This is a genomic window from Pedobacter sp. NO84, assembly GCF_059703915.1.
In genome coordinates this window covers 2046927-2060219 of record NZ_AP046575.1, presented here as the reverse complement: position 1 = coordinate 2060219, position 13293 = coordinate 2046927, and the positions used below count along the sequence as shown (strand labels likewise).

Below are 13293 nucleotides of genomic sequence, written 5' to 3'. Positions count from 1 at the left end.
GCGGATATCGAGTCTTATTTATCCTCTAATTCGGGTAAATACAGGAGCAGTTAATCGGAGAATATGAATAAATTAGCTTTCATTTTAGGAAAGATCTGATAGGTAGTTAACCGCTGCAAACTAAAACCGCTAACTGAAAATTGCAAGCTAAAAACTGCAGATTAATAGGTATCCCCTACCCCATGGGGGATGACGAAAATTAGCTTTTATTCTTCCGTTTTTTATAAACTTTATCCACAAGAAATGGCCAAATAAACACCCTTATTTTTACCTTAATAATTGTAGGTTATTTTACAATTTTGTTCTACCACATAGGAACATAGAGCACATATATATTCATTTTGTTCCTTTAAAGTTAACTCCTTTTACCTTCTCTAAACACAATTTGCTATATAAGATAATTGTAAAAAATCCTCTTAATTCTTTCTTTTATTGTTATATATTGATCCTGTCATTCCTTTAAAATAGGGGAAATATGGTTACAAAAAAGTATCTAGATGAACTTACATTTAGAGTTATTGGTGCGGCAATAAAGGTCCACAAAGCTCTAGGTCCAGGGTTAATTGAAAGTGTTTACCACAAGTGTCTTGTTTATGAATTATCAGAGCAAGGAATAGCGTTTATATCTCAAAAGACTGTGCCTGTTTATTATGGTAATATTAAAATTGAAACTGGTTTGAGATGCGATCTATTGGTAGAAGATTGTTTGGTTGTAGAATTAAAGTCGGTAGAAGAAGTAAAGCCTATATTTAAAGCTCAACTGTTAACGTATATGAAATTATTGGAGGCACCTAAAGGCGTTTTAATAAATTTTAATTGTGTTAATATATTTAGCGATGGTCAAAAGACTTTCGTTAATGATTTATTTAGATTTTTACTAGATGAATAAAACCACTATGTGAGCTATGTTTAAATGTGATGCTTAAAGTTGGTTTTAATTTTTTTTACCACATAGAAACATAGTACACATAGTATTTTAATTTATAACAATCTATGTGCTCTATGTTCCTATGTGGTGTTTTAGAGTAGTAGAGAAGCAAAATTAGCTTTTATTCTTACGTTTTTTATAGATTGGATACACGAAAACGGCGGCTAAAATTAACAGCGATCCGAGGTAAAATCCGCCCGTCATCTGCTCTTTATTTCCAAACAAAATAAAGGCAAGTATGATACCGTACACAGGTTCGAGATTGGTAATTAGTGCAACCCTAAAAGCGGATAAGGTTCGCATTACACCCACACCTGCGACGTAGGCAAGTGCTGTACAAATTGTCCCTAAAACCCCTAAATAAAACCAATCAGATAAGCTTAGGTTAAACGTTTCAGTTAGCAGGCTATTATCAGCCAATCTATAAATGGTAATCCAAAAAAAGGCACCAGTAAGCTCATAAAAGCCAATTATGCTCGGATTGTTTTTCTGAACCAATGTAGAATTAATGGTCGAAAAAAAACTTGCTGCAACCGCCGAAAGTAATCCGAAAATAATGCCTGTAGTATATTTTGTTTCGAACTTGAAAATGAGATAAATCCCTAAAATGATAATCAGGCCTATAAAAATATCTCCTTTTGAGATCTTTTGTTTTTTGATCAAAGGTTCTAAAATGGAAATAAAGAGGGTTACAGACGATAAACAGATTAAGCTTACCGATACATTAGCGACCTTAATGGCATGAAAAAAGAAAATCCAATGAAGAGCAACAATACTTCCTGTAAAGAAAAATTTAATGAACTGTAAGCGGGTAATCTTAATATTGGTTTTGCTCAGCATAAAATAAGCAAATAAGGTGATAGAGGCAATTAAGACCCTATACCAGACCAATTGTACTGCGCTAATAGAAATGAGTGCACCTAGAATGCCAGTAAAACCCCATACGAAAACAGTGAGATGTAAAATCAACAGGTTTCTGTTTACATTGGGTTTTTGATCAGCGATCATCCTATTTTGGGGCTTTTTTGATTAGATAGAGGCCCAAAATACCAAAAAATAATGTGGGCAGCAATACAGCCATTAACGGCGGTAGCCCTCCTTTGGTAGAAAACATTTTGGCAAATTGGTTAAATACAATGTAAGCAAAGCTTAAAATGATTCCCATTCCTAAGGGAAGGCCTACACCTCCGCGCACTTTGCGTGATGAGAGCGCAACTCCTATCAGGGTTAAGATAAAAGCTGATAAGGGCTGGAACCATCGTTTATATTGCTCAAAGAGCAGATCATTCATTACTCCCGATCCGCGAACATTTTCTTTTTTGATTTTGTCTGAAAGTTCCCTTCCGCTCAAACTTTCAACAACATTTTGATAGGCCGAAAAATCATCAGGCTTCATATCCAAAACCGTATCTTTTTGTAAGGTATTTCCGTATACCATTTTCTCTTTTAGTCCGTCGATATCCCTTACCGAATAATTGATCAGTTTCCATACCCTTTTTACAGAATCCCATTTGATCTGATCGGCAATCAATTTTTTCTTCAGCTCGTCGCCCTTAAATTTATCTAGGGAGAAACGAATGCCAATATTTGTTTTATTATCAAACTGATCGATATAGATGTAGGTATTGCTATCCACTTTCATGTGGATATTTGTTTTGATAAATGGATCGCCTTTATTTACAACTTCATTCTCGAACTTATTTTTGATCCGGTTGGTATAAGGTAGAATGTAAAGATTAGAGGCCAAATTGGCAGAAAAAATGATAAAAGCAGAGATAAAATATGGTCTTAAAAATCGATTAAAACTTACGCCTCCACTTAAAATCGGCACAATTTCGGTTTGATCGGCCATTTTTGCCGTAAAGAAGATAACCGCAATGAAATTGATGAGCGGCGAAAGCATATTCACGTAATAGGGGATAGATCCGGCATAATATTTAGTGATAATCTGCCAAATGCTCAGATCATTTTCCAAAAAATCATCTAATTTTTCGGATAAATCGAAAATGATAATAATAACTACAAATAACACCAAGGTATACACAAATGTGCCCAGGTATTTACCTATTATAAAACTGTCTACAATCTTTAAGCGGCGCTTGATGTAATTCATCTGTAGATTTTATTTTTTTAGTGTTCAGATGGGGCTTACCATCTTAAAATAATCATATTATATGCATGTCTGATTATTTTAACATGGACAGCTCATTTACAATTTATTGCCTAATATAGTTACCATTTTGTTTTTCCAAGCGTAAAATTCTCCAGAGATAATTTTTTCTCTCGCTTCATTTACCAGCCATAGATAAAAATGAAGATTGTGTAAGGTGGCTATTTGTGCTCCGAGCATTTCTTTGGAGTGTGTAAGGTGCCTCAAATATGCCTTAGAATAAACCTGATCGGCGTGTAGATCGCTTTCGGCATCAATTGGAGAAAAATCATTTTCCCATTTCTTGTTTCCAATATTTATAATCCCGTTTCGGGTAAAGAGCATTCCGTTTCTAGCATTTCTGGTGGGCATTACACAATCAAACATATCTATTCCTAACGCAATATTCTCTAAAATATTTATCGGTGTACCTACACCCATTAAATAGCGGGGTTTATCAGAAGGTAAAATATCGCACACAATTTCGGTCATTGCATACATCTCTTCTGCAGGCTCACCAACAGATAATCCACCAATTGCGTTGCCATCTCTGCCCATTGAAGCAATAAATTCGGCCGATTTTACCCTTAGATCTTTGTAAACAGATCCTTGCACGATAGGGAAAAGTGTTTGCTCAAAACCATATTTTGGTTCGGTTGTATCTACTCGCTCGCAGCAGCGTTTTAGCCAGCGGTGCGTCATGTTGATAGAATTGGCCGCGTAATTATAATCGCAAGGGTAGGGCGTACACTCATCAAAAGCCATAATGATATCCGCGCCAATGGTCCGTTGAATATCCATCGCATATTCTGGAGTAAAAAGGTGCTTCGAACCATCTATATGTGATCTAAAAGTAACCCCTTCCTCTTTAATTTTACGGACCTTACTTAAAGAATAAACCTGATATCCACCACTATCAGTTAAAATAGGCTTATCCCATCCTATAAATTTATGCAGGCCTCCAGCAGGTTCTATGATGTCAAGTCCAGGTCTGAGGTATAAATGATAGGTATTGCCTAAAATAATCTGTGCCTTAACATCGTCCTTTAACTCTCTTTGATGTACCGCTTTAACTGTTCCGGCAGTACCAACAGGCATAAATATTGGGGTTTGGATATCGCCATGCGCAGTTGTAACCGTTCCTGCCCTAGCTTTAGATAGTGCATCATTTGCCTGTAAAGTAAATTTCATATGTATTTATCGCTTCGAAAGAATCTGTCAAAAATAGCCAAAATATATTGGTTTTTGGGAATTGGGACGGGAAATGGGGAAATTGCTGCCGGGCGATGGAAAATAGGAATAGGGAATAGGAATAGTGAATGTGGAATAGGGCATATGATACGTGGATTAGTATATCCTTATTGTTACCTTTTTGCTTCTATCCATTTCCCCTTCCCTGTCCTTTATTTTTTCTGAATTATTTTTTTATCAACATAAAGCCTCTTTTACAGATTAAAAATGAGAGATTTGCATGCTTTTAAACTACCACTGTGGAATTAAATTTAGTAGAAATCTGCCTCTTGGGCGCCTTTGTTTTTTGTTTGTTAATCCAGCTATATTTTAGCCTGTTTGTGCATTTAAAATTAGCTTTAATTAAAATTGATGAACTCCCGGTACAAGCAGAAAATCCTATCAGTGTGATTATCTGTGCTAGAAATGAACAAGAAAACCTTAGAAAGTACCTTCCTGAAGTGCTTAACCAACAGTATCCAACTTTTGAGGTAATTGTGGTAAACGATAGATCATGGGATGGAACAGCAGACTTGCTTGAAGAGTGGGATGCCCTATACCCACACCTAAAAGTTGTTACTGTTACCGAGGGCGATAAATTTATCGCTGGAAAAAAATTCGCGGTCACCATGGGAATCAAGGCGGCAAGTTACGAGTGGTTGGTGTTTACAGATGCCGATTGCCAACCGGCATCAAATCAGTGGTTAATGGGGATGCAAAAGCCCCAGGATGAAAGGACCGAAATTATTTTAGGCTACTCTCCCTATTTTAAGAAAACAGGGTTGTTAAATAGTCTGATCCGTTTCGAAACTTTTTTCACAGCTGTAAATTATCTTTCATTTGCGTTAAAAGGCAATCCCTATATGGGCGTAGGAAGAAACATGGCCTACCAAAAATCCTTATTTTTCAAGTCAAAAGGATTTGCCGCCCACATGCATATCCCCTCGGGAGATGATGATCTTTTTATCAATGCTAATGCGACTAAGCACAATACCCAGATCAGAATTAATAAGGATACGCACGTTTGGAGCGAACCCAAAACCTCTTTTATCGCTTATTTGCGGCAAAAGAAAAGACATTTCGGCGCTGGTAGATTATATAAGTCAAAACACCAGTTTGTTTTAACCATGCAGATAATCGTCCAGTTCTTATTTTATGGTTTTGGCATTGCCTTATTGTGCATGCCCGCCACATTATATGTAGCAGCGGCAATCTTTTTAGGAAGCATCCTAATCCGGAGCTTTGTGTACCCTAGATTATTAAAGCGACTAAATTATGGCGAATTAAGGTGGTGGTTTCCTATATTGGATCTCATTTTGTTTATATTTTTAGTGGTTAATGCCATTCTCTCTATATTTGTTAAAAAAGTGCAGTGGAAGTAAAGACAGTCGGAAGTCCGGAGAACTAAGACAGGTTCTTACCCCATGCCCTAAACGCCAAACCCCATTATGCCTGAAGTTAAACCTGATCTTATTTTAAAATACTTTGAAGATTTAAATGAGCTGCAGTTGAAGCAGTTTGCCCAATTGTACGAATTATATAGCTTTTGGAACGCTCAGATCAATGTAATATCGAGAAAAGATATTGATGAGCTCTATGAACGCCACATTTTGCATTCATTAGGAATTGCTAAATTTTGCAGCTTTAAAGCTGGAGAGCGGGTACTAGATGTAGGTACAGGCGGTGGCTTTCCCGGAATTCCTTTAGCTATACTGTTCCCCGAAACCCACTTTCATTTGGTTGATTCGATCGGGAAAAAAATAAAAGTGGTTACAGAAGTAGCTAATGCCTTAGCTTTAACCAATGTAACCGCCACCCATGCCCGAGCCGAACAGCTTACAGATAAGTATAATTTTATTGTATCTAGGGCAGTAACAAAGTTGATTGATTTTTATCCTTGGATTAAAGGAAAATTTGCCAAAGAAAATAAAAACGCCATTCCAAATGGTATCCTTTATTTAAAAGGAGGGGACTTGACAGAAGAAATTAAGGAATCAAAACTGAAAGCGGAACTATATCCGCTCTCAGCTTATTTTGATGAAGAATTTTTTGAAACAAAATATGTAGTCTATATTCCACAGTAAAAGGTTAGTTATAGGACTTTAGCCCCATAATTACTGTTTGATCTCTTTTTTGGGACCAGTATCCTTTTTTATCTCTACCTGGGTAGCTTTTCGTACATTAATTCTTACCACAGAATCTACTGTTCGAGTAACCTGTCTGTTTACCGCTCGATTAGCGGATCTGTTCAGGTTCACTCGGTTTAAATTCAATGACGAATCACGTTTTATTTGAAGATTACGTGTTCTTTCTGGTTTAACTTTAACTTCATTGTATAAAGTTAATTTAACCGTATCCATCTTACGTGTAACGGGATTAAGTTTAAGCGATGTAATCGGCTTTACCTTTACAGCGGTTAACTGGACTTCGCTTACTACGTTTAATTTAAGTTGGGTTTCTGGTATTAATTTAACTGATTTAATCGGCTTAACATCTACAGGTGCAATAGCATTTAATTTTAGTGGTTTAACCTGTTTAAGTTCAATGGTATTAAGCGGTTTTAACTTAATGTTTATGACTTCTGGGGTATCATTTAATGCTTTTATATTAACTATTCGGATTGAATCCTTTTTCACGGGCCCTACTTTAGGGGGGCGGCTTGCTTTTTTTACATTTTTAACTTTTACGGGATCCTGTTTTTTTATGTTTTCTGCTTTTACAGGGGCCAGCTTTTTAACATCTTGTGCTTTTACAGGGTCTTGGATCATCGAAAGTGTAGGGATGCTTTTCTCCGGAAGCAAATCTACATAGCCATAATCCTTGGTAAATGCCATTGTAGACATACAGAGCATTCCGCCAGTAAGTGGAAGTGCCACCAGCAACTTGAGCCTAGCCCAACCTACCGTTCTTTTTTTGTTTAACATGTTGATTCTCTTTTTTAATATTGATTGATTGAAGATTTGATTTGTAAGATTGGTAGGCGTTAATCCAAAAGAGTTTTCTATCAGGAACATGGCGTATTCGTGCTTTTGCATGCCAGAGGTGGTGCTCAATTCGTCTGCAATGTATTCGTGTAAGAGCTTAATATCTTTCTTGATAAAGTAAATGATGGGGTTAAACCAACAAACGATCTGTAAGAGTTCGAAAAATAGAATATCGAAACTGTGTTTTTGCTTAATATGTACCATTTCATGATTCAGTACAGTTTGTTTTTCGGCCAAATGAGGATGAATAAACAACAGATTAAAAAATGAAAAAGCAGTCTGATCCTGGAGCTCTACCAAGGTAATTGCTCCGGTACGTAATTTTTTTGCTTTCAGCCATAAACGGACAATCTTTGATAAATCGATACTAAGCTTTATGCCAAAGCCCAAAGCAATGTACAAGTAAAGAGGATAGAGATACGCCATAAAATTAAAAGCTTCGGGAACGGCCGCTACCAAAACCTCCTCCTGAACTTGAGCAAGAGGCAATTCCAGAGCAAGATGATCTGGTATCAGTGCTGGTTTTAGCAGCCCCAATTGCAAGATGGGCAATAAAAAAGCGATTAAACTGGCAACTAATAGATAATATCGATTGCTGTTATAGAATGTTTCGTTCTGTAAAAACAAGCGATAAAAACCATAAAAAATAAGCAAATAGAGATTTGCCTCGAGCAAATAATATAACCACTCCATTATTTCTTGTTTTTAAGTTTTTCTGCCAAAGCAATCAATTCGTCAAGTTCTTCCATATCCATGTTCTTTTCCTTAACCAAAAAAGAAACCAAACTCTGATAGTTATTTTCAAAGTAATTGTTCATCACTTTATCAAAGGCAAAATGCTTGTATTGCTCTTCACTTACCAGTGGAAAATAGATGTGCGTGTTGCCAATTGCCTTGTGGGATAGAAAACCCTTTCCCTCAAGTACTCTTATTACTGTTGAGACGGTATTATAGGCCGGTTTGGGAGATTCCATTTTATCGATCACGTCTTTTACCAGTCCTTCTTTCATTTCCCATAAAATCAACATGACCTGTTCTTCTGCTTTTGTTAACTCTCTCATAAAGTTCCTTTCTTGATTGTAAAATAAATTTACTACTATTTTTATAGTTAGCAAACTATTTTTATAGTTTATATTTTAAATCCCTGATTATTAGTTGATTAAAATTTTATAAAATCTATAAATACGGCTTTTCCCTACTTTTGTCCCATGAGTTTAGTGCATAAAATAGCTTTAACTTTGATTAAAGGAGTGGGTCCAATGCTCTCAAAAAACCTATTAATCCACTTTGGAAGTGCCGAAGCAGTTTTCGCCGCAAGTAAGAGTAGAATATTAATGATTGAGGGAATTGGAGAGAAAACTGCCAATGCGGTTTTACATACGGATGCGATTGGACAGGCAACATTGCATCTCGAGTTTATAAAAAAGCACAAGATCAATGTATTGTTCTATACGGACGACGCTTATCCAAAACGTTTGAGGAATTGCTATGATGCACCATTGATACTCTATTATAAAGGTACCGCAGATTTAAATCATCGTAGGATTGTAAGTGTTGTTGGTACCCGAAATGCTACCTCTTATGGAAAACAGCTCTGCAAACAGCTTGCGGCCGAACTACAATCTTTTGATGTGCTTGTATTAAGTGGTTTAGCACATGGAATTGATGCGGCCATACATAAAGAGAGTTTAAACTATAATGTTCCTACGGTGGGAGTGCTCGGGCATGGTTTGGATCGGATATATCCTGCCATACATCGAGAATTGACCCAAAAAATGGTTCAACATGGTGGATTATTAACAGAATTCTTGCCTGGCACCAATCCAGATAAAGAGAACTTCCCGAAAAGAAACCGAATTATAGCTGGCATAGCCGATGTTACTGTTGTTGTTGAGGCATCGCTGAAGGGAGGGGCATTAATTACGGCCGAAATTGCGAATTCGTACAGTAGAGATGTGTATGCTTTCCCAGGAAGAACAACGGATGAATTTTCTGAGGGATGTAACTTTTTAATTAAAACCAATAGGGCAGGGTTAATTAACCACGCAAAAGACCTCATCTACTATTTAGGCTGGAATGAAGAAAAGCCAAAAAAAATTGAAATTCAATCGGCCTTGCCACTCCAATTATCCAGTACTGAACAACTTATTCTAACAGCTATAGGAAACCAATCTATCAGTATAGATGATTTGGGCTTGCACACCAATTTATCACAGAGTAAGCTAGCTGTCTCTTTACTAACCTTAGAAATGCAGGGAATCCTTATTTCATTACCGGGCAAAATGTTTAAGCTTGCCTAATTTAAAGTATATAATGTATACTAATTCTGTAGTTTATGGAATTATATTTTTAATTATTTATCTATTCGGAATTTTGTTTCGAATTTATTTTAATCTATAAAATACTATTGTCATTTTGTATTTTTGTTACATGTGGTATAACAATATTTTAGAAACAATTGGCAACACGCCGCTGGTTAAATTAAACACTATAACTAAGGATATCGAGGCAACGGTTTTGGCCAAAATTGAAACTACCAACCCCGGTAATTCGATTAAAGACCGTATGGCCGTTAAAATGATCGAAGACGCAGAGAAGAGTGGTAAATTACAGCCAGGAGGTACAATTGTAGAAGGTACATCCGGTAACACCGGCATGGGTTTGGCAATGGCTGCGATTGTTAAGGGCTATAAATGTATATTTACTACAACCGATAAGCAATCAAAAGAAAAGGCTGATGCCCTTCGTGCTTTTGGCGCTGAAGTTATTGTTTGTCCAACAAATGTAGATCCAGAAGATCCAAGATCCTATTATTCTGTATCCTCGCGTTTAGAGCGCGAAGTTCCGAATTCATGGAAACCTAACCAATATGATAACTTATCCAATAGTCAGGCCCATTATGAACAAACAGGACCTGAAATATGGGCACAAACTGAAGGTAAAATTACTCATTTGGTTGTAGGGGTAGGCACAGGTGGTACCATCTCAGGAGCTGGAAAATACCTAAAGGAGCAAAATCCAAATATTAAGGTATGGGGAATCGATACCTATGGTTCGGTATTTAAAAAATATAAGGAAACTGGGATTTTGGATAAGGACGAAATTTATCCTTACATCACCGAAGGTATCGGAGAGGATTTTTTGCCTCAAAATGTAAACTTTGATGTTATTGATCTTTTTGAAAAGGTTACAGACAAGGATGCTGCGTTAATGACACGCGAAATAGCTCGTAAAGAAGGAATTTTTGCTGGCAATTCTGCGGGTTCTGCCATTGCCGGATTGTTGCAGCTTAAAGATAAATTAAAGCCTGAAGATGTGGTTGTTGTAATATTCCATGATCACGGAAGTAGATACATGGGCAAGATGTATAACGAAGATTGGTTGCGCGAACGAGGATTCTTAAAGGATGAAAAATTAACTGCTAGCTCTATTTTAGCTAAACGCTCTAATCAGGAAGTAGTAACATTAGATTGTGAGAAAACTATTATTGAGGCAATTAATGTGATGAAAACATTGAGCATTTCTCAGCTTCCTGTTACCCAGCAGGGGATGGTAATCGGAAAAGTAACAGAAAGCAATGTGCTGGATTCGTTGTTGGAGAACCCATCTTTAAAGTCGAGCCCTGTAAAAGAAATCATGACGGCTTCTCTTCCTTTCGTAGATCTTAACACTTCTATCGATAAAATTTCGGCAATGATAAACAAAGATAACAGTGCCGTTTTGGTTGAGGATGAGCATGGTAAATTTAAAATCATCACGCAGTACGATATCATAGAGGCTATATCGGGATAAGCGCTTAGCGCGTGGCGTTTGGCGATAGGCGTTCAGCACGCTTAGCGCTCAGCGCCAAACGCTATTCATCAGTGGCTTGGCCCACTGCCTTCTACGCGTTTGATCTGTGCGCCTAACGCTCTTAATCGGGTGTCAATATCCTGATATCCACGTTCAATTTGCTCAATATTATATATCGTTGAAGTTCCTTCAGCGGATAAAGCCGCAATTAACAGCGAAACACCTGCCCTAATATCGGGAGAGGTCATGCTGATACCTCGAAGCTTATATTTTTTATCAATTCCGTTTACAGTAGCACGATGTGGATCACATAGAATGATTTGCGCTCCCATTTCAATCAATTTATCAACAAAAAACAATCTGCTTTCGAACATTTTTTGGTGGATAAGCACCGAACCTCTTGCTTGGGTAGCAATAACCAGTACGATACTTAATAGATCCGGGGTAAATCCTGGCCATGGCGCATCGGCTACGGTTAAAATTGAACCATCGATAAATGTATCTATCGTATAATTTTTTTGGGAAGGGATATAAATATCGTCGCCTCTTCTTTCTAAGTTAATACCTAATTTCTTAAATACCTCTGGAATAATACCTAACTCGTCGTAACACACATTTTTAATGGTGATTTCGGACTCGGTCATGGCAGCTAAGCCAATAAATGAGCCAATTTCAATCATATCAGGTAACATTCTATGCTCGGTACCACCTAATTTTTTAACTCCTTCAATAGTTAATAGATTGGAACCGATCCCAGTGATATTGGCTCCCATTCTGTTTAACATTTTGCACAGTTGTTGTAAGTACGGCTCGCAAGCTGCATTGTATATGGTTGTAGTTCCCTTTGCCAATACGGCGGCCATCACAATATTAGCCGTTCCGGTAACGGATGCTTCATCCAATAAAATATATGCACCTTTTAAATCGGTAGCGTCTACATTAAAGAAAGCCTTTTTCGAGTCGTAAATAAATTTTGCGCCTAGTTTTTCGAAACCCAAAAAGTGGGTGTCCAAGCGTCTTCTGCCAATCTTATCACCCCCTGGTTTAGGGATTGCTGCCTTGCCAAAACGGGCCAACAACGGACCAACAATCATAATAGAGCCACGCAGGCTTCCGCCTTTGGCTTTAAAAACGTCTGATTGGAAAAATTCTAAGTTAATATTTTTAGCTTCGAACGTATATGTGTCTTTGTTAATTCTCCCCACTTTAACCCCCAGATCTCCTAAAAGTTCGATGAGCTTATTTACATCTTTTATGTCTGGAATATTACTGATGGTTATTTTTTGATCGGTCAATAAGACAGCCGATAAAATCTGTAAAGCTTCATTTTTAGCCCCTTGCGGAGTTATTTCGCCTTTTAATTTCTTGCCACCTATAATTTCGAATGCGTTCATTTGGTTGTGTTTATAATCGTCATATCGGAGACTGAGGCTCCGAATGATTATTTAATGTCTTTGTTTAGGATTGTTATTTCGCTGGCGCCCGTTATTATTGTTGTTATTGTTATTTTGGCGGCCTTTATTGTTATTATTTCTACCTCGATTGTTGTTGTTATTTGGGCGGTTAACTGGCGGTCTGAATTCTACCTTTTGTAGGTTTACATTTTCTTCGAGCATTAGATTACCCCCAGAAAGTTCCCTTAGGTTTTTGAGAATCGTTTCATCGGCAACATTGTCTTTATTCCATTGCACATAGGCCATTTTCATAAAGTTTGCAATACCTTGAACCATTCCTGCTTTACGTTCGGGGTTTTCCTCCTCCATTGTTTTTGCAATCAGTTTCTCCACCGTTTTACCATAATGTTTATAGGTAATTTTTTGTTGGGGATAGCCGATATGATCAGGCTTAAACTGGGCTGCCTCGGGCAAAGGTTTTGGATAAGGGCTATCTACATCAATCTTATAATCAGAAATAATATGTAAATGATCCCATAATTTATGCTTAAAATCAGCAACATCGCGCAGGTGCGGATTTAAAAATCCCATCAGGTCTATTACTGCTTGTGCATACTTATTGCGCTCTTCTTTGGTTGGCAAATCAATAATGTACTTCACCATGTTCTGTACATTACGGCCATATTCTGCCAAAATTAAATCGCTACGCGTGGTATTATAATCGAAATTCATTATGGTTTGCTTATATAAAACTAAAAAATTTATTGCAAAAGCCTTATGAAATAACCGAAAATAGAAAAATAAATTTCATGGAAT

12 protein-coding genes are annotated in these 13293 nt (G+C 37.1%); 5 read left to right on the top strand and 7 right to left on the bottom strand.

The features are described 5' to 3' along the window. Positions 1 to 475 precede the first annotated feature (475 nt). The gene (locus tag AC6H0V_RS08760) at positions 476 to 889 is read left to right on the top strand and encodes a GxxExxY protein (protein ID WP_497563351.1); all 414 of its coding nucleotides are present in this window, start codon (positions 476 to 478) and stop codon (positions 887 to 889) included. A gap of 153 nt (positions 890 to 1042) precedes the next feature. On the opposite strand, the gene AC6H0V_RS08755 is transcribed toward AC6H0V_RS08760, so the two are convergent. The 3 genes from AC6H0V_RS08755 to tgt all read right to left on the bottom strand — a co-directional run bounded on the left by AC6H0V_RS08755 (position 1043) and on the right by tgt (position 4268). Next, positions 1043 to 1936, bottom strand: coding sequence for a DMT family transporter (locus tag AC6H0V_RS08755; protein ID WP_497563350.1), 894 nt, complete (start codon positions 1934 to 1936; stop codon positions 1043 to 1045). A gap of 1 nt (position 1937) precedes the next feature. Then, entirely contained in the window at positions 1938 to 3041 is a 1104-nt protein-coding gene (locus AC6H0V_RS08750) for an LptF/LptG family permease (protein ID WP_497563349.1), read from the bottom strand. A gap of 96 nt (positions 3042 to 3137) precedes the next feature. Beyond that, a complete protein-coding gene (gene tgt / locus AC6H0V_RS08745; protein ID WP_497563348.1) occupies positions 3138 to 4268 on the bottom strand; it encodes a tRNA guanosine(34) transglycosylase Tgt in 1131 nt (376 codons plus the stop codon). Between the two features lie 299 nt (positions 4269 to 4567). On the opposite strand from tgt, the gene AC6H0V_RS08740 reads away from it, so the two are divergent. Further along, complete coding sequence (locus AC6H0V_RS08740) at positions 4568 to 5689, top strand: glycosyltransferase (RefSeq protein ID WP_497563347.1); 1122 nt, start codon at positions 4568 to 4570, stop codon at positions 5687 to 5689. Positions 5690 to 5755: 66 nt separating this feature from the next. Next, positions 5756 to 6391 (top strand): 16S rRNA (guanine(527)-N(7))-methyltransferase RsmG, encoded by a 636-nt coding sequence (rsmG, locus tag AC6H0V_RS08735; RefSeq protein ID WP_497563346.1) that lies wholly within the window; start codon positions 5756 to 5758, stop codon positions 6389 to 6391. Between the two features lie 30 nt (positions 6392 to 6421). Here the strand turns inward: rsmG and AC6H0V_RS08730 are convergent, their stop codons facing one another. Beyond that, complete coding sequence (locus tag AC6H0V_RS08730) at positions 6422 to 7984, bottom strand: M56 family metallopeptidase (protein ID WP_497563345.1); 1563 nt, start codon at positions 7982 to 7984, stop codon at positions 6422 to 6424. Continuing rightward, entirely contained in the window at positions 7984 to 8352 is a 369-nt protein-coding gene (locus AC6H0V_RS08725) for a BlaI/MecI/CopY family transcriptional regulator (RefSeq protein WP_497563344.1), read from the bottom strand. Before AC6H0V_RS08725 ends, AC6H0V_RS08730 begins: the two co-directional genes overlap by 1 nt. 147 nt (positions 8353 to 8499) lie before the next feature. Here AC6H0V_RS08725 and dprA point away from each other — a divergent pair, with 147 nt between their 5' ends. Both dprA and AC6H0V_RS08715 read left to right on the top strand, forming a co-directional pair. Beyond that, complete coding sequence (gene dprA / locus AC6H0V_RS08720; RefSeq protein WP_497563343.1) at positions 8500 to 9591, top strand: DNA-processing protein DprA; 1092 nt, start codon at positions 8500 to 8502, stop codon at positions 9589 to 9591. Between the two features lie 130 nt (positions 9592 to 9721). Next, positions 9722 to 11083, top strand: a complete 1362-nt coding sequence (locus AC6H0V_RS08715) for a pyridoxal-phosphate dependent enzyme (protein ID WP_497563342.1) — start codon at positions 9722 to 9724, stop codon at positions 11081 to 11083. A 68-nt stretch (positions 11084 to 11151) separates the two neighbouring features. Here AC6H0V_RS08715 and murA read toward each other — a convergent pair whose 3' ends face one another. Together murA and AC6H0V_RS08705 are read right to left on the bottom strand one after the other, a co-directional pair. Continuing rightward, positions 11152 to 12477 carry a UDP-N-acetylglucosamine 1-carboxyvinyltransferase gene (gene murA, locus AC6H0V_RS08710; protein WP_497563341.1) on the bottom strand — a complete coding sequence of 442 codons (1326 nt, stop codon included), beginning with the start codon at positions 12475 to 12477 and terminating at the stop codon, positions 11152 to 11154. Between the two features lie 51 nt (positions 12478 to 12528). Further along, positions 12529 to 13209, bottom strand: a complete 681-nt coding sequence (locus tag AC6H0V_RS08705; protein WP_497563340.1) for a DUF4290 domain-containing protein — start codon at positions 13207 to 13209, stop codon at positions 12529 to 12531. Between the last annotated feature and the right edge of the window lie 84 nt (positions 13210 to 13293).

Excerpts from the sequence above, each read along its gene's own strand:
- AC6H0V_RS08760 (WP_497563351.1), top strand. The coding sequence starts at position 476 with ATGGTTACAAAAAAGTATCTAGATGAACTTACATTTAGAGTTATTGGT.
- AC6H0V_RS08755 (WP_497563350.1), bottom strand. The coding sequence starts at position 1,936 with ATGATCGCTGATCAAAAACCCAATGTAAACAGAAACCTGTTGATTTTA.
- AC6H0V_RS08750 (WP_497563349.1), bottom strand. The coding sequence starts at position 3,041 with ATGAATTACATCAAGCGCCGCTTAAAGATTGTAGACAGTTTTATAATA.
- tgt (WP_497563348.1), bottom strand. The coding sequence starts at position 4,268 with ATGAAATTTACTTTACAGGCAAATGATGCACTATCTAAAGCTAGGGCA.
- rsmG (WP_497563346.1), top strand. The coding sequence starts at position 5,756 with ATGCCTGAAGTTAAACCTGATCTTATTTTAAAATACTTTGAAGATTTA.
- AC6H0V_RS08730 (WP_497563345.1), bottom strand. The coding sequence starts at position 7,984 with ATGGAGTGGTTATATTATTTGCTCGAGGCAAATCTCTATTTGCTTATT.
- AC6H0V_RS08725 (WP_497563344.1), bottom strand. The coding sequence starts at position 8,352 with ATGAGAGAGTTAACAAAAGCAGAAGAACAGGTCATGTTGATTTTATGG.
- dprA (WP_497563343.1), top strand. The coding sequence starts at position 8,500 with ATGAGTTTAGTGCATAAAATAGCTTTAACTTTGATTAAAGGAGTGGGT.
- AC6H0V_RS08715 (WP_497563342.1), top strand. The coding sequence starts at position 9,722 with ATGTGGTATAACAATATTTTAGAAACAATTGGCAACACGCCGCTGGTT.
- murA (WP_497563341.1), bottom strand. The coding sequence starts at position 12,477 with ATGAACGCATTCGAAATTATAGGTGGCAAGAAATTAAAAGGCGAAATA.
- AC6H0V_RS08705 (WP_497563340.1), bottom strand. The coding sequence starts at position 13,209 with ATGAATTTCGATTATAATACCACGCGTAGCGATTTAATTTTGGCAGAA.